The following is a 21,434-nucleotide window of genomic DNA, read 5'->3' on the forward strand; positions in this document are numbered from 1 at the left end:
TTAAATCCAGCGGCGCGTTTGTTGGCAATAGGCTGTGTAGGCCTCACCAAATTGACCTGTCAAAACCGCTTCCTCAGGCTTGATCTGTAAATATGTGATTATGGCTACAAAGACGACAGGGCCAATGAAAGCCGCCCAATTCCCCAAAAGTGTAGCACCGGCTATGAGGAGCATCGCCATGGCAAGATACATCGGATTTCGGGAGATACGGTAAAGACCTGTTGTGACGAGCTTTGAGGCTGTTTCAGGTTTATGCGGATTGACGGTTGTCTGAGCTTTCACGAAAGCGGCGACGGCCATAAGAAGAAGTAGAGTACCTGCTAGGCCAATGACGTAAGCCGGAATTTTTAGAATGGAACTGTTATAGCTCAAGCTTGGCAAGTAATGAGAGACGAGCATAGCCAGCGCGCCGCATAGGAAAAATTGAAGGATAGGAGGTATGCGCAGTTTCATGATGTTTTCTCCGAATTAGGAATGTCACAAACAGGAACTGATTTTAATTCCGCACGTGCTTGCGTGATAATCGCAATGGCTGATTTCATGAACAATGTGGCCAAGAGCGCCGCCACGACGAGATCTGGCCATGCCGACCCTGTGGCGGCTACCAATCCTCCAGCGGCAATGACGCCGACATTGCCAATGGCGTCATTGCGCGAGCACAGCCAGACAGACCGCACATTGCTGTCGCCATCGCGCCAACGCATTAAGATAACGAGGCTTGTCAAATTTGCGGCTAGCGCCAAGGCCCCGATGAGACCCATTGTAGAGGCTTCCGGCGTGCCGCCATTCACGACACGAAATACGGTCATCCCCAGGACGGCCAATGCAATTAAAGCTAAAGACGCGCCTTTAATGAGAGAGGCGCGTGCCCGCGTTTGCAAAGAGGCCCCGATAACAAACAGGCTTAGGCCATAGGTGGCCGTATCCCCGGCAAAGTCTAAGGCGTCCGCTTTCAAGGCTTGCGAGCCAGATAGAACACCTGCGCTCATTTCAACGCAAAACATGACAGCGTTAATCGCGATCACAGCGATAAGTGCCCGCCTATAAGCAGGCGAAGCGCCATCAAACGCATTGGTATCACAGCAGTCGGACATTGTTGGCTCCAGTCAATTGACAACGAATGCCATAAACCTACAGTCTACAGCGACTGTAGAGGCAAGGTTTTTTTTAAGGAGGGCTCTAAATGAAGCAAATGACAATTGGGCGATTATCCAAAGCTGCTGGCGTAAAAGTCACAACAATACGCTATTATGAGTCTATCAACTTAATGGGAGTGCCTGATCGCAGCACAAGCGGCCAAAGGCTTTATGATGACGAAGCTGTTCAGCGGCTTTCCTTTATTAGGCATGCACGTGATTTGGGGTTTCCTATCGACTCCATTCGAGACCTGATAGATTTACAGCACCAACCGGGTGAAGATTGCGCCCATGTTGATGCCATCGCGCGGCGTCAACTCGCTAATGTGCGCCTAAAGCTTTCTCAATTGGAGGCCCTTGAGGGCGAGTTGAAACGTATGATTTCTGCTTGCGAAGGAGGCACTATAGCCAGTTGTAAAGTCCTTGAAAGTTTAAGTGATCATGGACTGTGTCTTGATGGGCATGACGCCAAAGGGCTCTCAGCATAAGAGAAACAAATACTATTTGCGCGGATCGATGTCTTTTTAATTGCGGTTTTTTAGGCACTGCCCTAACTTTACGCCACGCACTGCCAAATCAGTGCGTGGAGTTCACCAGCTCCTCTGACGACCAAGACGGCCCTGATTGGGCACGTCCTGTTTTTGCGTGTCTCCGGTTTCGGCCGGAGGGCGTAGGAATGTCCAAGGCTTGCCCAAACACTACGCACGGGTGGCTTGGTCGCCCGTTCTGGTGATCTCCGGCTACTGCGGAGACTTGATATGCCGGACCCTGAAAATGCGGATCCTGATATACAGCGAAAAACTGAACTTGATTTAGAGTCTGAGCAAAGGGTCCGTTTGCTTGAAGCGTTTTCAATGATTGAGACCTATGATGGACGTGAGGCGATTATTCGGGCGTGCAAAAAAATCAGCAAAGTTAGATAGCTAGGCAAGAGCGTGGATGGGTATACCAAAGCAGCGATAAGAGAGGCTTTAGCTAAACGCACACCGCGTCAGGTTAAGTTTGATAATTTTATGGATCGTCTGATTAACGGGCCAATGGTCTATGTGTTTGCGGTTTTGTTTTGGGGACTATTGGGATGGGGCATTTGGGTGAGCATTAGAGGGTAAGTTTAGAAAGTTTTCGGAATATGAGATTTGTAAATCCATTCGACGTTATAGATAAATCAAACAAAGATGAGCGTGGACTTATTTTAACGGAGAATTGGGACCTTAAATCCAGATGCCTTCCAATCTTTACCCATAATTCTAAAACCTCAGAAAGGGTAATCGGTCTGGGAACCTCGTTCAGAGTTGATCCCAATAGTTGGTGCCTGACAGCCTTCCATATTCTGGATCGTATGTGGGCTGATTTTGACGAAATAGCCAAGGGCGAAAAACTTGCTGCCAGTGAAGATATAGCGATTAGTGCTTTAGAAGTGCCATTAGCTGTTTACGGAAGTCCGCAACCTATCTCTCCTACAAGCTGGCGGCCTATTACCCATTTAGCGGGTCTATTCGGGGGAAGAGAAAACCCGGCTGATTTTTCTGGCCGGAGAACAACCGTAAACCTAAATGAGCTCTTAGGGCTGAATATCCCTCCAAGCGATAAGACTGAGATACCTTACTGGCCTTTGAAATTACGAGGCGTCACTCCCCAAGTTGGCGATGAGGTCATGGGATTGGGATATGCAAATCTTGATTTATCACCAGAGGGAAAACTGAAATCTGATGATGATTTTTTGGAAGCGAAGCTGTTTGCGTCGATAGGCCGGGTTACTGAGGTCGTCGCATTTGATCCTAAGTCAACACGGCCCTGGCCTTTGATCCGTGTAAAGGCTGATTGGCCTGGAGGCATGAGTGGAGGCCCCGTGTTTGATAGGTCGGGAAACGTCATAGGCGTTGTAAGTACGAGTGCGACAGCCTCTAAAACTCAGGATGTTATTTCCTCAGCAGCTATATTTACAGGAGCGCACATCTTGCCCAGCTTCTTACCTCATATTGATCGAACCAATCCCGGTTGGTTCAAGGGTCATGCACAGATTGATGACAAAGATAATGTCACGGCTTTTTGTATTTTGGGCGTCGATGTTCAAATGCCGGAAGGCCGTCTCGTGACATTTAATCCTATCACGGGTGATAACATTTCGATTTAGTATTTGGGCGTCTCCCTTCGCTATCGCTACGGGCCGGGCTGGCGTGAACGGAACCCGCTTTGCGGTTTCCGCCATTCGGCTTTCATCCCTGACGCTGCTGCTATCGCAGCCTTCAACTCAGGCGTCCGGCTAACGCGCGGACAATTCCGCATCCCGACACACGCTTGCCCCCTTCATTTTCGCGAAGCGAAAGTGAAGAACGCCGATCCCGCGCCGCTCATCCCGACGTTCCGCCGGGTCTGACTCGGCCCGCGCTCTAAGCGGCGACAGGGCTGCAGGCCTGCGCAACCTTTGAACTGCGTCCAAGGGCCGCTTGGCGCCTGTCTTCGCTCGCGCGTCCCGGTCGCTTCGCTTTAGGGGTCGCTCGCTTACGTGTTTCAATATTTAAGCCAGCACAGTGACGCGCGTGCTGTAATTTAATCATACGGGCGGCCCTTGGCGGGCCGTCTTTTTTATTGTGTTCCCTCCTCGGGGGTCGGCGGGAAGCGGTCGGCCAATCTGGCGACGGGCAGTCCCGCCGCAAGGCCTTTGGCCAAAGTCGTCTGGGTCTCTTTAAGTTCTCATACCAAAAACCTTGCGGCGCGCCTTTTTACCCGTCGCTGGACTGGCCTCTTGCCGCTTCCCCCCGCCCCCCTGCGGGGGGAACGTGCCGCGTCCCATTCTTTCGTCAAGGGTGGGCGCGGGGCGCGCCCATCTAGGGAGCGGCATTGGAGACCAGACCGATGACAATTTGCCAAGCCGAGAGCCAGACCCCCTTTGACCACGAGCCGCCGCGCTTACCCCCGCCAGACCATGACCAGACCGAAGCCCCACAGCCAGACCCTATCCACATCTATGTCGCTTGCCTTGCCGCCTATAATAACGGCCATTTGCACGGCGAATGGTTAAACGTCACGGACGAGGCGAGCATTTGGGAAGCGGTGCAAGCGATGTTGTTTGCGTCCCCCATAGACGAGGCCGAAGAATGGGCAATCCATGATTATGAAGGTTTTGAAGGTGCAGAGGTTGGAGAGTATTACAGCTTTGCCAATGTTGTGGAGCTTGCCGACTTTATCAGAGAGCGCGGAGAATTGGGGGCGCAGGTTCTCAATTATTACGGCGGCAACATTGAGGACGCAAAAGCCCGCTTTGATGAATATGCGGGAGAGTATGACAGCCTAGAGGCTTACGCCGAGGAACTGACCGAGCAGACGGGCGAGACAATTCCCGAACGTCTTGCGCCCTATATCGACTATAAAGCGATGGCGCACGACTATGAGCAGTCAGGCGATTTTCTGACGTTCGAGGTCGGGAGTTCCGTTCATATTTTTTGGGCGCATTAAGATGGCCCGTTATCAAGTTAAGCCCCGCGAGGATGGACATGGCCCGTATCGGTGGAGCCATGTCGTGAAGCGGCATAATGCTTTGCGCCAAGGCACGATTTACACCCAAATGGGTGATGAACTGGACGCCCAAGACTCCACCAAATTACGCGAACTTTGCGACAGCGCAGGGTTTGAGTTGCGGAGGGTAGCATGACCTTTTTGCTCCAATTTGATGATTATGTCTGCATTGGCGACACCATCAAATGCACCGTGGACGGTTACACCGTCACGGCCCGTATTGCCCATGACGAAACACCGGACCCACCCGACGAGCGACAAGATGGATTCTGGCCGAGCCTATACCCAAATAACGCAGGATTTATCGGTGCAGGGAATGGGTGGCGGGATCGCTTTGACACGGCCCAAGCCAAAGCCGAGCGCGTCATGGCCGCTTGGAAAAATGACGAGTGGTTTTATTGCGGCGTCATTCTATCCGTTGCGATTGATGGCCTAGTCCTCACCGACCACGCGTCAAGCCTTTGGGGCATCGAAGCGAATTATCCCGATAGTGATAACGCTTATCTGTCCGAGGTCGCAAACGAGTTGCTGTCCGAAGCGATAACCGAGGCAAAAGCAGAACGGGCGCAGCAATGCGCTATTCTTTGCCAAACGGAAGCAGTCGCGTGACCAAGTCGCGCGAATATGAGTCGACGGAAGTCGGAACGCAGAGCCTGATTGATGGGGTGCGCCCCGTCACTTTGGGCGAAAAACTGACCGCCCGAACCACGCATCCCATGACTCCCAAACGCAACGCATCCGCAGTTCAAAAACCATGTGACCACGGCTTATTCGACGAGGTCGGCCGTGCGCAAATCGACTTGTTAGACCTCATTTCAAACTCAAAATAGGAGGCTCCCATGAGCAAACCCTTCGACTTAAAATTTATTCCCTTCTCTCAATTGCATATATCCGAACTCAATATGCGGCATAGCGAAACGGCCCCCGAGATTGACGATATTCTGCCGAGCATCAAAGAGCGTGGCATCCGTCAGCCATTGATTGTGCGCCGTGAGGGCGGCACAGCGAAAAAACCTAAATACGGCATCGTCGCAGGACGCCGCCGTCATTTCTGTCTTGCCGCGATTGCCGAGGACGGAACCAAAATCGCTGATGTGCCGTGTTGCGTCATGGACGCAAAAGATGATGCCCTCGCCATTGAGACAAGCATTATTGAAAACGTGGCGCGTCTCGCGCCGACTGAAATGGAGCAATATGAGGCGTTCAAAGTCTTGGCCGATAAAGGCCAAAGCATTGACGATATTGCCGCCGTGTTTGGCATCACGGCTAATTCTGTGAAGCGGCGTTTGGCCTTGGGGGCTTTGATTCCAGAGGTCAAAGAGGCTTACACTAATCAACAAATCGACGCGGCTTCTATCCGTGTTTTGACAATGGCCACGGAAGAACAACAGGCCGCATGGTTAGAGTTGTTTAATTCGGATGACTACTGCCCGACAGGTCAGCAATTGAAGGCGTGGCTCACAGGCGGCGGGGTTATCACCACAGACAAAGCCTTGTTTGATGTGAGCGCCTATAGCGGAACAATCCTCACAGACCTATTCGGAGAGCATGGGCAATTTGCCGATGTGGAGCATTTTTGGGAGGCCCAAAACGCCTCCATTGCCGAGGCCGTGGAAAGCTACAAAGCCGATGGTTGGAAAGAGGTCATACTCGGAGAGCGGGGCCATTACTTTCCCCAATATAGCTATGTCCACCATCCCAAAGAGCAAGGTGGACGGATTTATGTGGAAGTCCGCGAGAGCGGCGAAGTCACTTTCTATGAGGGCTATATCACGGACGACGAGGCGCAGAAAATACGCCGCGCCTTATCGAATGGCGAGTCCGAGGGCGGCAAAGCGTCCAAGACAAGCAAGCCTGAAATGTCAGGTCCGATGTCCGACTACATCAACTTACACCGCCACAGCATCGCACGAGCGGAGTTAATTAAACGGCCAGACTTAGCGTTGCGTCTGTCTGTGGCGCATATGATATGCGGAGCGCGGAACTGGAAAATCGATGGCAAAAGTCCCCGAAGCCGCAAGCCAGAAACGCAAGCCAGTGTGGAAAGCAGTAAGGCGGAAGGCTTACTGGCCGAGGAACGCCAAGCGGTCTGCGACCTTGTAGGATTGACGGGAGAGCACCCGCAAATCTATCACCGTCACTATAGCCCGCATAATCTCTGCGAGATTTTTGCGCGGCTTATCACGCTTGAGGATGCCGATGTTATGCGCGTCCAAGCCTTCTGTCTCTGCGAGACATTGGCCGTGGATAGCAGTGAGGTTGAAGCGATTGGCTTGCTAACCACCCCCGACTTTGGCGACTACTGGTCGCCTGATGATGCGTTCTTTGACATCTTGCGCGACAAGCCCACGATTAACGCAATGGTCAAAGAGATTGCCGGAAAGTCCTGCGCCGATGGGGCGGTGACAGACACAGCGAAACTGCAAAAGCAGATTATCAAGAACCGTATAGCGGGTCACGGAGTTGAAACCGCTAGCCCTGACTGGCTACCAAGATGGGCGGCTTTCCCTGCCAAGCCTTACAAAGCGGTCAAAGGGTGCGCCCCTGCGGAGGCCTCGCGCGGACTTGAAAAGCTGTTCAGCCCCGCTTGAGCGGACGCCCAAGGTTAGACTGAAAAGCCCTCGCCAATGGCGGGGGCTTTGCTTTTTGTAGGGCCATCAAAACGCAAATTGCGCCTCCAACAGAAATCCGCATCAGCGTGAGCTAATGCGGGTCTAAAGGCGCATATGGATTGAGACGTCTTACGGGTTCCAGAGGGGCAAATACATAGAGCCTCTCTGCCGTAAACCTGCCTAAGATTGGCGGGGAACTTTACGCGGTCCGAGGATCAGATGGGCGAAGGCTGGCGAGAGAAACAGGGCTTTTCCGCTCACATCGCGGTCTTGAAGCCAGCACAGAGCCGCCAAATTTCTGGCCGCGCACGTCAATGGGCCTCAAGATCGGAGGGCTATTTCCCGCTCTCTTCATTGTCATAGGGGGCGACAATGGTGAAGCAGGATAGAGCCACCAAGGTTCAGTGAGTCATTCAAGTGACCCCCATCAAGTTTAGTAAGGGCATATCCAAATGCCTGCACCATGATCCCACGCGTCTCAAAATCATATCAACAAAATAGGAAGAGGGAGCCAAATTCCCTGCTGATGTCAAAATAACCTGCACAAAACCTGCTTTGCCGAATAGGCCACCGGTTCCCTAAGGGTCACTCTTTTCCTCTCCGCGTTTGCTGCGCAAACGCAAATTCATCGCGAAACAAAAGAGCGCCCCTTTGGCCTATCTCCACTGCGTTCCGGGATGCTTCGCACCTCTGCAAATCAGAACTTGAGCGGGCGGTTCTTGTCAGCAGGGAGATTGGCTCCCAAGATTTCGCTGACATAATTTGGAGACTGAAACCATGGCACAAGCACTTGGATATGTAACGAAAAATGAAGTGGGTAACTTTCAAGGCACCCTTAACCTCGGCGGCACGTCCCGCATCAACATTGTCGCTAATGACAATAAAGAGAGCGAGAAACAGCCCGACTTTCGGATTGTTGACGCACGCGGACAAGAACTTGGCGGCGGCTGGTTCAAGACCGGCGAAGTAAGCGGTAAAGAGTATATCTCGCTCACCTTCGCTCATCCGACCCTCGGCCCGCGTAAAGTTTACGCCAATCTTGGGCAGGCTTACGGCAAAGAGGCGGATGAATTTGCAATCCTCTGGAACCCGCAAGACGATTAAATCCCTAGCGCCCCAGACCCGCATTGGCTCACGCTGATGCGGGTTTTTTCATGGTCACAATTTGCGATTGAAACCAAAGAGGTCGCTCGTTAGTATAAAATATATGACAGGGCTGACCCAGATATTGGGGCCTGCATCCGAAACATATGCAGGATATGCGTGGGATTATTTGCGGCGCAATAGCGAGTATGCTCGCGATTATAATGTTGATATGTCGTCGCGAGACCCGTCGGAAATTACAAATAACAGTCAGCTTCGATACGAAGCTGTCACAGATAATCTGGCACATCGTTGGGGATTAGAGTGCTTTGAGTCACCACAATCCGCAGGATTGGATGCTTTAGTTATATGGCGTCAGGACGCGTTCCCCGGTGCATTATCTGTTCATTATCACAGTAAGACTTCCCGCAATAATGATACGAACTCTTTCAAATTATCAAATTTTGATTGCGGTAAGCAGCACTATGTAAAAGCGAATGGAACACGTATAAGTGTGATTAAATCACCTGATTTTTGGCTGCAAATATCAGGAAAACCCAAGCATATTGCAGATGAAGATCAACCGTTTTCCGTGCTGATTGATGGCGGAAAAGGCGCCCGAAGACGCATTGATGCCCTGCGCCAACTCACGTCACTCAGCCGAAACGGGTCTGATAATTTCAAATTATTAGGGCGGCAAAAAGCATTCGCAAAGATGAGAAATGCACTTCTCGCCTATGATATTCGGGCCAAAGGCGGCTCTTACAAAGATGTCGCCATAGCGCTGTTTGGGGTCGAAAATGTGCAGCAGGACTGGGATTCCACAGGAAGATTTCTTAAAGGCCGCTCTATTCGCGCGTACAAATTCGGGGAGCGTATGGTCGCCCAAGACTACCAAAGCTTATTACCTAAGAAAACTTTGTAAGGGGTATCGTTTACTGAACGTCCCAAAAACGTGACTCCCAATCTCTCCAAAGTTGTGTCTTGATTCGTTGCGTGAACATGCGTGGTAAGGCGTAGGCACGGTGAATGGTGTGAGGCTAGAATGGGCGAGAGTTTAAAAAGAAAGAATATTCCGCGAAGAAAAATACTTCTAAATGATGTGCCAAGTCCGTTCTTGTTACCCGATGAGGCCGCCGTCTTTTTACGGCTTGATGAACGCACATTAGCCAATTATCGATCAAATAAGACAGGCCCGGTATACCGAAAGCATGGCGGCTCAATTTGTTATCATCGTGACGATCTACGCGACTGGTCAAGCGTAACAGCGGCTAAGCTGTGAGTCATTTAACGCTCATTCAGTGCCACTTTGTCAGAGACAAATTGAACCACCGCATTAGGTTTGGAAGCCCCTGTTCAACCCTCGCACTTGATAAATACCGTAAGCTGAATTGCTTTGAGCCAGGCGTAACGCTCGGATATATCAGATGGCGGGCCAATGAATATGGCACACAGGATTGGCGTTTCTTCATATTGAAAACACAAAGCCCAGGCCTGCTCACGCGCGTGCCCGGTGTGACTCCCGCCATTAAAGTTCTAGCCGCATTCACCGGCACACAAGCTGTGAAACGGGCTTTAGTTGCGCTCGATGACGTTGAGAAATCGGTGTCACAGCCCATTGAAATGCTCTCTGAAGGTTACTGGATTGCCTTTCAAAACGACCTATCCATGCGAAGAACTGTATCGGGTTTGCGGCCTGACGCCTCATTGATAGAGGCGCAAAATGTTATTTAAGGGCCTCATTGCCGGCGTGATGACACTCGCCATAATTGGAACAGCGGGACAGATTATATTCCCGCCAAAGCCTGTTTTGCTTTATAATCCAAGCGAGAGCGCAGCGGTTGGATGGTATCGCTTGAAGCCCGATGAGCCTGTTATTTTAGGGGCGCAAGTTGCAGCCTATGGTCCAGAATGGGCGCGAAAGTTAGCGGATAAGCGGGGCTATCTGCCTTATGATTACCCTCTCATAAAGACGGTCTGGGCCGTCCATGGGGATGAGGTCTGTTACAATAATCAATCGGTTAGTGTCCCAAAACGTCCTGATATTCCCGTGCTGGGGCAGGATGTTTTGGGACGTGATATGCCTCAAAAGTCGGGCTGTATTGTCCTTGGATCGGGTGAGTATATGTTGCTGTCCCCCGATGTGCAGACGGGTTTTGATAGTCGGTATTTTGGACCTGTTCGCGCCAAGAATATTTTGGGAGTCGTTGAATATCTGGAAAATCCAAAGAATCTTAAAGCGTCGGAAAAGCCTGATTTAGCGGGGTTTGAGGGGTGAATTTAAGAGGGCAAGATAAAGGGCGCGGCCCAAAATGGCCTAAGCCATTGTCTGCACATCTTTTTTCGCGGGACGCGAGGGGTTGGGGCCGGGACGTGGATTCGGCGCGATCCCCCATAGGGCCTGAAAAAAAGGCCGGGACGTGGATTGATTTAGCCTGTTTTGGGCAAATTTCGGAGCTTTTGTTGTGAGCGGCGAAAACCAATTCAATGTCCGCCTTGGCAAAATTCTCTCTCCCAACGGAACGGGGCGTTTTGTGAGCTTTGCCGGACAAGTGAGGCGGGCGGCGCAGCGTTCATCGCGCTCTGCTGGCGGACGGGTCAAGAGAGGGCCTGTTACCGAGCAATATTTCTCGCGGCGCGTCATCGTCAAAGTGCATCTCGTGAAGATGGGGGCATATGGCAAAGATGCGCAGCGGCATCATCTGGATTACATCCAGAGAGACAGCGCTGCCCGCGAAGGCGAGAAAGGTATTCTCTATAGCCGTGATGAGGTGTTTCTTGATGGTGAGGAATTTCATGAGCGCGGTATTGATGACAGACATCAGTTCCGCGTGATCGTCTCGCCTGAAGACGGAAAAGAGCTGGGTGATCTTCGCACCTATACCCGAAACGTCATGGCGCAGATGGAGCGCGATTTAGATACGAAGCTCGATTGGGTGGCCGCCAACCATTACGACACGGCTAATCCCCACAGTCATGTTGTGATCCGCGGCGTCAGGGACAACGGGTCAGTTCTTATCATTCCGAGGGACTATATCTCTCACGGCATGCGAGAAGCTGCCGAGCATGTTGCGACATTGGAGCTAGGGCCGACCAATCATATTGATGTGGCGAAGAAATTAGCGCTTTCCGTTAGGCATGATCGTTTTACTTCTATCGACCGAGACTTGCTGGCAAAGGCTGAAAACCAAATAGTAGAGCTCTCGAAACTGCCGCTCGACGGGTCAGACTGGTCACAGCGGTTTGAGAAATGGCGCGTGAAACATTTAAGCTCAATGGGACTGGCCGAAAAAGTAGGCTTTGGGAAATGGCGGCTTGATGACAATCTTGAGCGCACGCTTCGGCGTATGGGAGATCGCGGCGACATCCTCAAAGCTTTTCACCGCACCATGACGCGCGTGAAACTCGCCCGCAGCCAAAATGGTGAACCGATATACGACCCTATGGCAAATTACGCCCAGCCGATTACCGGCAGAGTTATCGAAAAGGGCATTCTTGATGATGTCAATGACCGAAGCTTCATCGTTTTAGACACGATGCAGGGCGAGGCTCTATTTGTTGAGACAGGCAGAGAAGCTAATACCGCTCAGATAGAGCGCGGCATGGTCGTTACAGCAGGGCCGCAAAGTTACGCGCCTAAAAGCTCAGATCACACCATTGCAGATATCGCGTCTAAGCGCGGCGGAATATACAGCCCATCCTATCACGAAATGAGCGACCCCAGCGCTCGTGAAGAATTTATCAAAGCGCATGTCAGGCGCCTTGAAGCCATGCGGAGACTTGGTCATGCGGAGCGCAATTCAGACGGGTCATGGGCTGTCCCAAAAGATTATCTCAAACGCGCGGCCAAATACGAAAAGTCACGCGGTTATGGTAATCCTGTGCGGCTAGACATTCGCGCGCGCGAGCCATTGGCGGAGCTTTCTACGACTTTGGGGAAGACCTGGCTCGATACCGAACTCATGTCAGAAAAAAGCGAAAGTCACTCATCAGGTTTTGGGCAAGAGGTTGAGGCTCTAAAAGCCCAGCGTCAAAAATTCTTACTCTCTCAAAAGCTCATTCAAAGATCGTCCGGGGTCACACAAAGCACGCTGGACACTCTTGAAAAATTAGATCTTGATGCGGCGGGTGAAGCTTTGAGTGATGTGTTTGGGAAGCCGTATAAGTCAGCGCCGCAATCGGGACGCATTTCCGGCGTATATCGGAAGGCCGTGCGGAGGCCGAGCGGTAAATATGCCGTCATTGAAAAATCGAAAGAATTTACGCTCGTGCCGTGGCGAGAGACGATGGACAGAAATTTGGGCAAATCAATTTCAGGCGTGATGAAAGATCAGTCGATTTCATGGACGCTGACAAAGGCAAGAGGACAAAGCATTTCATAAACGGAGGTAGGACTATGACTTTTTCAATTAAAGCGCTTTTGCTATTGTCAGGAGCTGCGCTCTTAGTCACAGCTTGCGGCAATGATCCGAAGGCCGCAAATGAAGCCAGCTTTGAAGCGGCGTTAAACGCACACTACGCGCAAATGAAACAATGCGTCAGGGTTGGCAGCGCGCCAAATGCGGACGGTATCATACAAGAATTTAGAACCGATGGCCGCGTTCAGGACAAACAATTATCGTTTTATAATGGTCTTGTGGACTTGGGCCTTCTGGATGCTGTCAGCTATCAAAAGGAGACGAAAAACTTTAGCGGGCAAGTCACAGGAAAAGCCGATTGGGTTGGTTACAAGTTTTCGGATAATGGAAAGACGTTCTTACGTCCCGTCGCATTGGAAACAGGAGCTTTCAGCACGGGAGCGCGGCAGCTATGTTACGGCACGCCGCAAGTTGTAGAGATTGTGGGCTTCACTGAATCGGCTGAGGTAATGGGCGTTAAAGTCAGTAACGTTCAATATACCTATAAGTTGGTGGACATTGCTCCATGGGCGACTGATCCGGCTCTATCTAAGCAACATGAATGGCTGCCGGAGAGGCTATCTAACCAGAGAATATATAAAGATGACGACCTTGTGCTTACGAATAACGGCTGGGCTTATCATAGTCATCTCAAAAAGTAGCTTTTCATCATAAGTTATCTGCAATTATCGGGTGAACTTGAAAGCTGTTGTTTGCGGTTGTGTGAAGCTGAGATAAGATTAGCTCTGGGTATTCTAAAAGCTCAAAGTGGGATTGCGTCTTAGTGTTTCTATGTGGTCAAAAAGGGCTAGGTAATACTAGAATACTATGTAGACTATAAAACTGAGTCTATTCACAAACAGGATCGCGAGAAAGCTCTGTCTACTAATATTCAGTATGAAAATGTTAGCCTAACCTATGAGGAAAAAGGCAGATTTACCCCAGCTGTTGAGAATTTTAATCTGGAAATACGTTCAGGTGACTTCGTAGGCATTATTGGTGAAAGCGGTTGTGGTAAGTCTACTTTGCTAAAGTTAGCTGCTGGATTAGTGAAACCTTCCAAGGGGGTAGTATCTGTTAACGGTAAGCAGGTGCGTGGTATTGATAAAGATACAGGATATGTATTTCAGGGTGAATCTCTTCTTCCGTGGTTATCGGTCTTCGATAATGTGGCTATAGGCTTTAAGATTAGAGGTGAAGCCGTAAGCAAAAAAAGCGTAGATGATGCAATTCGTCTGGTTGGGTTAAACGGTTTTGAGGCAGCTAAACCAAAAGAATTGTCAGGCGGTATGGCGCAGAGGGCTGCAATTGCTCGCGCATTAGTAGACGAGCCTGATCTCTTATTATTGGACGAACCATTTTCTGCTCTTGATGCGATTACAAGAAGAGAGCTTCAAAACGAATTATTAGCAATCGTTAAAAAAAGAAGCATTACCACTGTGTTAGTCACACATGATTTCGATGAAGTGTTACGGATGTCTAATCGTATTGTTTTGCTTAGTCCAAGACCAGGAACGATTTACAAACACTATAATAATGACAGGGACGATGAACTCGGTATATTGCAGTTAAGAAAAACCGTGACCAAAGATATTTATAGGGCACGGAAACAGCACTTGTTGAGTGAAAACAAAGGAAAGTTGGAGACTTGAAATGAATCGACGTAAGCTAATTAAACTGAGTGCTGCTGCTACGAGTGCCTCAATACTGGGTCTCACGGCTTGCAAACCCAAAGCAACCGCTAAGTCAAAAGTATTGGAAAGTGCATATATACCAATATTAGACAGCGTTCCCTTAATAGTTGCACATGCAAAAGGTTTTTTTAAAGAGGCTGGTATTAAATCTGAAAAGCCAGTGTTAATTAGAGGTTGGGCGCCATTACTGGAAGCATTTGAGTCCAAACAAATACAACTAACTCATATTTTGTTGCCACAAGTTATTTTCATGAAGTATGCGAGGCAGGTCCCGGTGAAATCTGTGGCATTTAATCATACAAATGTCGTAGCAATGCTTCTTTCTCCAGAAACTGAGTCTATAGCTGATTTGGGAGGGAAAATAGTTGGGTGCCCTACATGGTGGGCTCCACATACTGGAATTTTTCAAGACGTATTGAGAAAAGCGGGGTTGACACCAGTTGTAGGTAAGGAATTAACCGACCTTGAGGAAAATGAAGTCGCATTTCGAGTGGTAGCTCCACCAGATATGCCTGAAGCCCTTCGCAATGGTTCAATTGCTGGATGTACTGTATCTGAGCCTTTCGGCGCAGTTGCAGAGAAACTCTCAGGAGCAAAATTAGTTAAAATGTCGGGTGATGTTTGGCGCGATCACCCATGCTGCCAATCTGTAATGCTGGAAGACACCATTAACGAGGATCCTGCTTGGGCAGAAGCAGTTACTATTGCACTCTACAATGCTGCAAAATGGGCTGGTAACAATCCTGAGGAACTTGCTGAAATTTTGGGTAAAGACGGTGGGGGATATTTCCCAATGCCTGTACCTATTGTTCAGCGCGCTATTTCCAAGAATGATTTGGAAACTTATGGACCAGCTGGCACTGGGGCAATAATGCATACAGATTGGAATGTCACGAGAGTAGGTTTTACTCCTTACCCATTTGCATCAGCATTTGGCACTACGCTGGACCTTATGCGTCGGACAGTAGTGGATTCTAGTGCGGCTATGCCAAATACTTTTGATAGCCTAACAGGTAGACAGATAGCAAAAGAGATTGTCGATTACAGATTGGCGAACATTGGTTTTGAACAAGCCGGCGGCGCTACAGCTTTTGGGCTTCCCATCGATTTTAATAAAACCCGTGAAGAAGAATATGAAGTTTTGTTAAAATAATGCTTTCTGCCGCGCAAAGCACAAATGCAATTTCTAAAAGCTTGCCAATTTTTATTGGTGGCCTTGGAGTTATTTGTACTATTTTGATTTGGTTTGTGGGAACTTATGGTGTTGAGAATAATTTAAATAGGTTCGAGCCAATAAGCGCTTTAGAAGCGATGATTGAGTTATTTAAAGATCACCGTTTTTGGACGAGTCTTATTGAAACTATGAAACGTTTAGTTGGAGCATTAGCCGCGGCGGTTATTATAGGTGTTCCCATTGGCATCTTAATTGGTTATTTTAAATCAGCTCGACATTTTACTTATGTGCCGTTTCAACTCCTACGAATGGTTTCGCCGCTCTCATGGACCCCAATTGCAATTATATTATTTGGTATCGGTTCCGCTCCCGTGTATTTTTTGGTGTTCATCGCTGCTGTTTGGCCGATTGTATATAGTACAGCTGGAGGAATCTCATCAGCAAACCCGGTCTGGCTAGATGTTGGGAAAAGTTTTGGAGGAAGCGATTGGGACATTTTAAGAAGAATTTTAATTCGGGCCACCATTCCTTCAATCCTCTTAGGAATGCAGCTTGCTTTGGGAGTCGCTTGGATTGTTATTGTTCCTGCTGAAATGTTGGGAGTCGCTTCAGGTTTAGGTTATATGATTTTGGATTTTCGAGATGTAAACGATTATGCTTCTATAGCAGCTTTGATCTTAGTGATTGGGTTTCTTGGCGTAGTATTAGACTTTCCTCTTCGATGGTTGGTTACCAGGTATAGTTGGTGAAAGGTAGGGCTGTGATCGACGTTCAACATTTAACAGGCAAAGACAGAGAAACTTATGTCAAAGGATCCAAGAAGGTATATTGGCTTATTGGCGTTACTGGGTTTTGTGTTCTAAGTTTATTTATTTGCTGTGGCGTCGCGATAGCAGATAAGGAATATGCTACTGGTGTATCCTTATTTGCTACTGCTATTGGTTTGCTGGTTTCCGTGGTTCTAGGTGTATTCGTATTTTATTGGTCATGGAACTCGAACAATTCAAGTCAGAAAATATTCAAAAGATTAGACAAAACAGCTCACGGACAACTACGAAATTATAATCACGTAGGTGAGCATATTGAAGATTTCGTCGCTGCTCTTACGGGGTATACAAATGACAGAAATGACAGACTAAATGCTATACGCGGCGCAGATACGTTGTTCGTTATGCTATCAACACCACTTTACGGTATCGAAACAAGAGATGTTAGCACGAATAGACCTCCACATGTTTTTATGAACTTGTTAGTCGATTCTTTGCAGGAATGGGTTGACATATGTTCCCAAACACATGGTCGCCAAAAACTAGAATTCTCCATTTGGCCCCTTGAAGAACACAAGGATTTATGGGGTGTTAGAAAAGGAAAAACCGTAAAGACTTCACCCTGGTATAAAAATAAGTCGGACGATGCATTAGACGAAATGCTTAAAGCAATGGTGAAGTTTTGTAAGCTTATTGGATCATGTGGCTCAGCAAGTAATAAAGTTGATTTTGAAATGACCCTTGTAAGAAAAAATGACGCGAGGATATTCTTAATTGATAGAGGTAATCAGGAAAAATTTTCGCTTAAGGTTTTGTTTAGTAACTTTACCAATGAGGAAATAAGTCAGAGTGACTTTGTTACCACTGGTTTCATGTCTGAAAATACTAGTGCTTTCAACCGTATGTTGGAGATCAGAGAGTCTTATACTAGATCTTCTCAGAATATTTACGCTGAAAAAAATTCTGAAACAGGCGTGTTGTTAAATATTCCTCAATCATCCATTAAAAATGACCCATTTAACTTTATTGCGAAATATTATGGACTTGATGATAATTGGTATGGGTTTGAGAGTTTAACGGAGCTTAAGAAAAAGGCTTGCGATTTGAATACGGAATGGTGGAAAATGGACATAGAGTGTTTCAACGTTTCAATAGAAACGAAACGTATTCAAGAATTAAATTCCACTGCCTCAGCCTAATATTTTTAAGCCAATCCCCCTTGAAACCCTTCCGTTTCGTCTTTGTGTGTCTGTGACAGAACTATCTTACCTGCGCAGTTCCATTGTTTGCATTTCATTCGGGCTTCAAATTCATCGACAAATAACTGTCTAATATGAGACTTGTGAAAATAGACGACGGGGTCTTCATACCAAGTGTAGCCGCACGAACAGCAGCGGGCTTCTAAGCGGTCTGTTGTTTCAAAATCCAAAATTTGTATTTTGTGTTTCCAGCTCACCAAAAGTCCTCCGCGCGAGGGATGCGGGTGAAGCTGATTTTGCCGCCTAGGTTTCCGCCGGGTGGTAACTTCCACGGTCCCATCGTTACCAGTGACTTGCCGTAGCGTGAGTTGAGACTGTCCATTGCGGTTGTAACCGACTCCCATTTTTGACGTTCAGGATCATCATTGAGGAGCATATCAAGTTGGCGGGCTGCCGCGTCCGTGAGATCGCCGAGCGTTACGCCGACCCGGACAATTTTGAACTGACTTGGAATAGTTGACTTCGCCTTCGCCCAAAGCACATCCAGCGCAGTGAGGCAGGCTTGGTCATCATTGGCCATATGCAGCTTATGCGTTGACGCCCAGCCTTGCTCTTTGATTGAGCGGTTACGCAGACTTACCCAAAGATAAAGCGAGCTGGCATAAAAGCCCTCGCGCCGCATTCGGCGAGCGGCTTTAACGAGCAGTAGCCTTGAGCAATCACGCGCGTCTTTGAAATTACGGAGTTCAGGCGGTAAGACGCGCCCATGTCCAAACATGCCGCGTTCTGACTTTTGTGCCATCACATCATACCCATGAAGCGCATACCAAAGGCGTTCGCCGGTCACGCTGCGCCAGAGCTTACGCATTTGCTTTGGCTCAGTCGCCATTAAGTCGGCCATATTGTGAATGCCCGCATTGAATAGTCGCTGCTCCATGCGGTTGCCAATCCCGGGGATGTCGTCAAAAGGCAGATCGAGAAGCGGCCCGGGCATCGTATGGGGATGCCAGATGGTCGTGCCGTCAGGCTTATCCATTTTGCAGGCAATCTTTGCCAAGTGTCGATTGGCGGCAAATCCTATCGAGCAGGTTATGAAAGGGCCGACGCCTTCAGCGATGGCGGCTTTGAGCCTTTCGGATAAGCCTATCGGGTCAGCAATGTCTTTGGGGTCGAGCTTGCAACATAGCTCATCAATGGACTTTATAGCTTCAACGGGGATAACACTGTTGATCTCGGCAAGAAGGGCATTATGCGCACGGCGATATAAATCGGGACTCTGGCATTGCAGCACTAACTCAGGACAAGCCTTCTTGGCATCGGCTAATTTCATGACGTTTTTAACACCACGCGCCTTGGCCTCTTTTGAACAGGCGATGACGACCGTATGCACTGTCCCATCGAACGGCACGATGCCGACAGGCTTGTCGCGCAGAGCGGGCCTGGCTTGCTGCTCCACAGATGCAAAGAACCCGTCAAAGTCGAGGTAAAGTCTTTCTATCGTTTCAGGTTTTCGCATGTTTCGTCCGTGGTAAGCGCGGACGACCGAAAAAGAACGAAGACAGAACATTAGTCAAGTAAAAACGGATTATATTCCTAATTTGTATGGGGATAACTGAAATTTGCCAAGAAAATGATGACCGAAATCAACCAGTCTGGAAAATCGCCGTTTTCACAGAAAGTCACAGAAATTCATAGAAAGTCATAAAAGGTCACGCGATTTCACTATTTAGGAACTAGACCAAAAATCGACATTTCTGACAGCCTTAGTCCATCGCAATTGAAGGACTTAGGTAATGTCGCCACAAAATATCTTGATTGGACAGATATTCGTTGTTTTCACGACGATCATTCTGACGACATGGTATGCTACGCAGTGGGTGGCGCTTCAGTTTGATTACGATGCTTACTTGGGAACGGGATTTGCAGAGCTTGGCAATCACAAAATTTATGCACCTTGGAGCCTCTTCAAATGGTGGTATCAATTTGATGCCTATGCACCGCACATCTTTTCCAGAGGGGGACAGATTGCAGCGGGAGGCGGTCTTCTCGGGATTGTATTTGCAGTCATTGGGTCCGTCTTGCGCGGACGATCCGCCAAAGCGCTGAACACATTTGGCTCATCCCGTTGGGCCAATGATAAGCAAATTAAGAAAGCCGGTCTGTTTGGTGAGCGTGGTGTGTTTCTAGGTCGCACCAAAGATGACTATATCCGCCATGACGGCCCGGAGCATGTGATGGCCATTGCGCCAACACGCTCCGGTAAAGGCGTCGGCTTGGTTATTCCAACACTTCTGTCTTGGACAGATAGCGCCGTCATTCACGATATCAAAGGCGAGAACTGGCAACTCACCTCCGGCTGGCGCTCAACTTTCTCTCATTGCCTGCTCTTTGATCCAACCAATGCGCAGAGCGCGAAATATAATCCGCTTTTAGAAGTCCGAAAGGGCGAGTGCGAAGTGCGCGATGTCCAGAACATTGCCGACATCCTTGTTGATCCCGAAGGTATGCTGGAGCGCCGTAACCATTGGGAAAAGACCGCACATAGCCTCTTGGTTGGCGCTATACTCCATATTCTCTATGCAGAGCGCGATAAGACGCTGGCTCGCGTAGCCTCATTCCTGTCTGACCCAAACCGCTCTTTTGAAAAGACGCTACGGGTTATGATGAAAACCAATCATCTCGGCGACCGGACAACGGCAAAAGTCCATCCGGTGGTCGCACAAGCAGCGCGTGAACTCCTCAATAAATCTGAAAACGAGCGCTCAGGTGTTTTATCAACGGCTATGAGCTTTCTCGGTCTTTACCGAGATCCCACGGTCGCCGAGGTGACATCAAAATGTGATTGGCGCATCGCCGATCTTATGGCGGCAGACAAACCCGTCTCGCTATATCTGGTCATTCCGCCATCTGACATTTCGCGGACAAAGCCGCTGGTTCGTCTCATCCTCAATCAGATTGGCCGCCGCTTGACGGAAGAGCTTGTCGTCAGCGGTGACAAGACAGCAAAGCGTCAACTCTTGCTGATGCTGGACGAGTTTCCCGCACTGGGTCGTCTCGATTTCTTTGAAAGCTCTCTGGCTTTCATGGCGGGATATGGATTGCGTGCTTTTCTAATCTCGCAATCGCTCAATCAGATTGAAAAGGCTTACGGCCCCAATAATTCTATCCTTGATAACTGCCATGTGCGCGTCGCCTTTGCGACCAATGACGAGCGCACAGCTAAGCGTCTGTCTGATGCGATTGGCAGCACAACAGAAATGCGGGCTATGCGCAACTATGCGGGTCATCGCCTCGCGCCCTGGCTCTCACACGTTATGGTCTCCCGTCAGGAAACCGCGCGTCAGCTCATCACGCCGGGCGAGATCATGCAGTTGCCAAGCCATCAACAGCTTATCTTGCTGTCAGGGTTCTCACCCATCAAAGCTCAAAAAATCCGCTATTATGCGGACAAAAATTTCACTGGCCGTGTCCAAAACTCTCCTAATCTTTCCCCGGATAGCTCAGACGATTTGCCCCCTTCATCGTCTTGCATGTGGGGTGATGCGACGCGGCCAGTGGATGACCGCCTTTACACAGTGCCCGATAAAGCCACTCAAGAAAAAATTGCATCAGCCTTAAACACAAAGACTGACACTGACGAAGATGAAGACGGCGGCGGCAAAGAGCGTAGCCCTGAACTCAGCGGACATGAGACCTCGCATTCACCAAACAATGCCGGGGAAAAGTCTCTTGATGTTTCAGAAGACAACGACCTCACACCCGCAATCAAACTCGGCGAGTTTGTCAGAGATACCGCCAATCTTGCCCGCGCCCACGACCTGACCCGCAGCACAGATATAGACCTTGGAATGTAGCA

At 49.1% G+C, this 21,434-nt stretch carries 24 protein-coding genes; 21 read left to right on the plus strand and 3 right to left on the minus strand.

The genetic code is table 11. The features are described 5' to 3' along the window. Together F569_RS0106140 and F569_RS0106145 are read right to left on the minus strand one after the other, a co-directional pair. On the minus strand, positions 1–453 hold the full coding sequence (locus tag F569_RS0106140; protein WP_026941481.1) for a methyltransferase family protein: 453 nt from the start codon (positions 451–453) through the stop codon (positions 1–3). Beyond that, positions 450–1,094: a cation transporter gene (locus tag F569_RS0106145; RefSeq protein WP_026941482.1), complete on the minus strand. Its 645-nt coding sequence runs from the start codon at positions 1,092–1,094 to the stop codon at positions 450–452. Before F569_RS0106145 ends, F569_RS0106140 begins: the two co-directional genes overlap by 4 nt. Positions 1,095–1,183: 89 nt before the next feature. Between F569_RS0106145 and F569_RS0106150 the strand changes: the two genes are divergently transcribed. From F569_RS0106150 to F569_RS0106255, 20 genes are all read left to right on the plus strand, one after another. Continuing rightward, on the plus strand, positions 1,184–1,624 hold the full coding sequence (locus F569_RS0106150; protein ID WP_026941483.1) for a MerR family transcriptional regulator: 441 nt from the start codon (positions 1,184–1,186) through the stop codon (positions 1,622–1,624). Between the two features lie 270 nt (positions 1,625–1,894). Further along, entirely contained in the window at positions 1,895–2,059 is a 165-nt protein-coding gene (locus F569_RS19510) for a hypothetical protein (RefSeq protein WP_154813660.1), read from the plus strand. 12 nt (positions 2,060–2,071) lie between these two features. Then, positions 2,072–2,245 carry a hypothetical protein gene (locus tag F569_RS19515; RefSeq protein ID WP_154813661.1) on the plus strand — a complete coding sequence of 58 codons (174 nt, stop codon included), beginning with the start codon at positions 2,072–2,074 and terminating at the stop codon, positions 2,243–2,245. A gap of 20 nt (positions 2,246–2,265) precedes the next feature. Further along, positions 2,266–3,270 carry a trypsin-like peptidase domain-containing protein gene (locus F569_RS0106160; protein WP_026941484.1) on the plus strand — a complete coding sequence of 335 codons (1,005 nt, stop codon included), beginning with the start codon at positions 2,266–2,268 and terminating at the stop codon, positions 3,268–3,270. A 722-nt stretch (positions 3,271–3,992) separates the two neighbouring features. Next, positions 3,993–4,592, plus strand: a complete 600-nt coding sequence (locus F569_RS0106170; protein ID WP_084168867.1) for an antirestriction protein ArdA — start codon at positions 3,993–3,995, stop codon at positions 4,590–4,592. Between the two features lies 1 nt (position 4,593). Further along, positions 4,594–4,788 carry a hypothetical protein gene (locus F569_RS0106175; RefSeq protein ID WP_026941486.1) on the plus strand — a complete coding sequence of 65 codons (195 nt, stop codon included), beginning with the start codon at positions 4,594–4,596 and terminating at the stop codon, positions 4,786–4,788. Continuing rightward, entirely contained in the window at positions 4,785–5,261 is a 477-nt protein-coding gene (locus F569_RS0106180; protein ID WP_026941487.1) for a hypothetical protein, read from the plus strand. Before F569_RS0106175 ends, F569_RS0106180 begins: the two co-directional genes overlap by 4 nt. Continuing rightward, positions 5,258–5,482 (plus strand): hypothetical protein, encoded by a 225-nt coding sequence (locus F569_RS0106185; protein ID WP_026941488.1) that lies wholly within the window; start codon positions 5,258–5,260, stop codon positions 5,480–5,482. The genes F569_RS0106180 and F569_RS0106185 overlap by 4 nt, the downstream gene beginning before the upstream one ends. 9 nt (positions 5,483–5,491) lie before the next feature. Then, positions 5,492–7,243, plus strand: a complete 1,752-nt coding sequence (locus F569_RS16830) for a ParB/RepB/Spo0J family partition protein (protein WP_051279467.1) — start codon at positions 5,492–5,494, stop codon at positions 7,241–7,243. A 798-nt stretch (positions 7,244–8,041) separates the two neighbouring features. Further along, positions 8,042–8,368: a DUF736 domain-containing protein gene (locus F569_RS0106200; protein ID WP_034387935.1), complete on the plus strand. Its 327-nt coding sequence runs from the start codon at positions 8,042–8,044 to the stop codon at positions 8,366–8,368. 103 nt (positions 8,369–8,471) lie between these two features. After that, a complete protein-coding gene (locus F569_RS0106205; protein ID WP_026941490.1) occupies positions 8,472–9,272 on the plus strand; it encodes a DNA -binding domain-containing protein in 801 nt (266 codons plus the stop codon). Between the two features lie 120 nt (positions 9,273–9,392). Further along, positions 9,393–9,629 carry a helix-turn-helix domain-containing protein gene (locus F569_RS0106210; RefSeq protein WP_154813662.1) on the plus strand — a complete coding sequence of 79 codons (237 nt, stop codon included), beginning with the start codon at positions 9,393–9,395 and terminating at the stop codon, positions 9,627–9,629. Beyond that, complete coding sequence (locus tag F569_RS0106215; protein ID WP_026941492.1) at positions 9,626–10,081, plus strand: DUF2840 domain-containing protein; 456 nt, start codon at positions 9,626–9,628, stop codon at positions 10,079–10,081. The genes F569_RS0106210 and F569_RS0106215 overlap by 4 nt, the downstream gene beginning before the upstream one ends. Beyond that, positions 10,071–10,625, plus strand: a complete 555-nt coding sequence (locus F569_RS16835) for a S26 family signal peptidase (protein ID WP_051279469.1) — start codon at positions 10,071–10,073, stop codon at positions 10,623–10,625. The genes F569_RS0106215 and F569_RS16835 overlap by 11 nt, the downstream gene beginning before the upstream one ends. A 187-nt stretch (positions 10,626–10,812) precedes the next feature. Continuing rightward, complete coding sequence (locus F569_RS0106230; protein ID WP_026941494.1) at positions 10,813–12,729, plus strand: DUF3363 domain-containing protein; 1,917 nt, start codon at positions 10,813–10,815, stop codon at positions 12,727–12,729. Between the two features lie 14 nt (positions 12,730–12,743). Continuing rightward, positions 12,744–13,406: a hypothetical protein gene (locus F569_RS0106235; RefSeq protein ID WP_026941495.1), complete on the plus strand. Its 663-nt coding sequence runs from the start codon at positions 12,744–12,746 to the stop codon at positions 13,404–13,406. Positions 13,407–13,706: 300 nt separating this feature from the next. Next, positions 13,707–14,396, plus strand: coding sequence for an ABC transporter ATP-binding protein (locus F569_RS16840; RefSeq protein ID WP_267879448.1), 690 nt, complete (start codon positions 13,707–13,709; stop codon positions 14,394–14,396). A gap of 1 nt (position 14,397) precedes the next feature. Then, on the plus strand, positions 14,398–15,591 hold the full coding sequence (locus F569_RS16845) for an ABC transporter substrate-binding protein (RefSeq protein ID WP_051279473.1): 1,194 nt from the start codon (positions 14,398–14,400) through the stop codon (positions 15,589–15,591). Next, a complete protein-coding gene (locus F569_RS16850) occupies positions 15,591–16,361 on the plus strand; it encodes an ABC transporter permease (protein WP_051279475.1) in 771 nt (256 codons plus the stop codon). Before F569_RS16845 ends, F569_RS16850 begins: the two co-directional genes overlap by 1 nt. Positions 16,362–16,372: 11 nt before the next feature. Then, a complete protein-coding gene (locus F569_RS0106255; RefSeq protein ID WP_154813663.1) occupies positions 16,373–17,578 on the plus strand; it encodes a hypothetical protein in 1,206 nt (401 codons plus the stop codon). A gap of 253 nt (positions 17,579–17,831) precedes the next feature. On the opposite strand, the gene F569_RS0106260 is transcribed toward F569_RS0106255, so the two are convergent. Beyond that, positions 17,832–19,094: a Y-family DNA polymerase gene (locus F569_RS0106260; RefSeq protein WP_026941497.1), complete on the minus strand. Its 1,263-nt coding sequence runs from the start codon at positions 19,092–19,094 to the stop codon at positions 17,832–17,834. Between the two features lie 277 nt (positions 19,095–19,371). Here F569_RS0106260 and F569_RS0106265 point away from each other — a divergent pair, with 277 nt between their 5' ends. Further along, positions 19,372–21,432, plus strand: a complete 2,061-nt coding sequence (locus F569_RS0106265) for a conjugal transfer protein TraG (protein ID WP_026941498.1) — start codon at positions 19,372–19,374, stop codon at positions 21,430–21,432. Positions 21,433–21,434 lie beyond the last annotated feature (2 nt).

The organism is Hellea balneolensis DSM 19091 (genome assembly GCF_000428525.1).
Classification (GTDB): Bacteria; Pseudomonadota; Alphaproteobacteria; order Caulobacterales; family Maricaulaceae; genus Hellea; species Hellea balneolensis.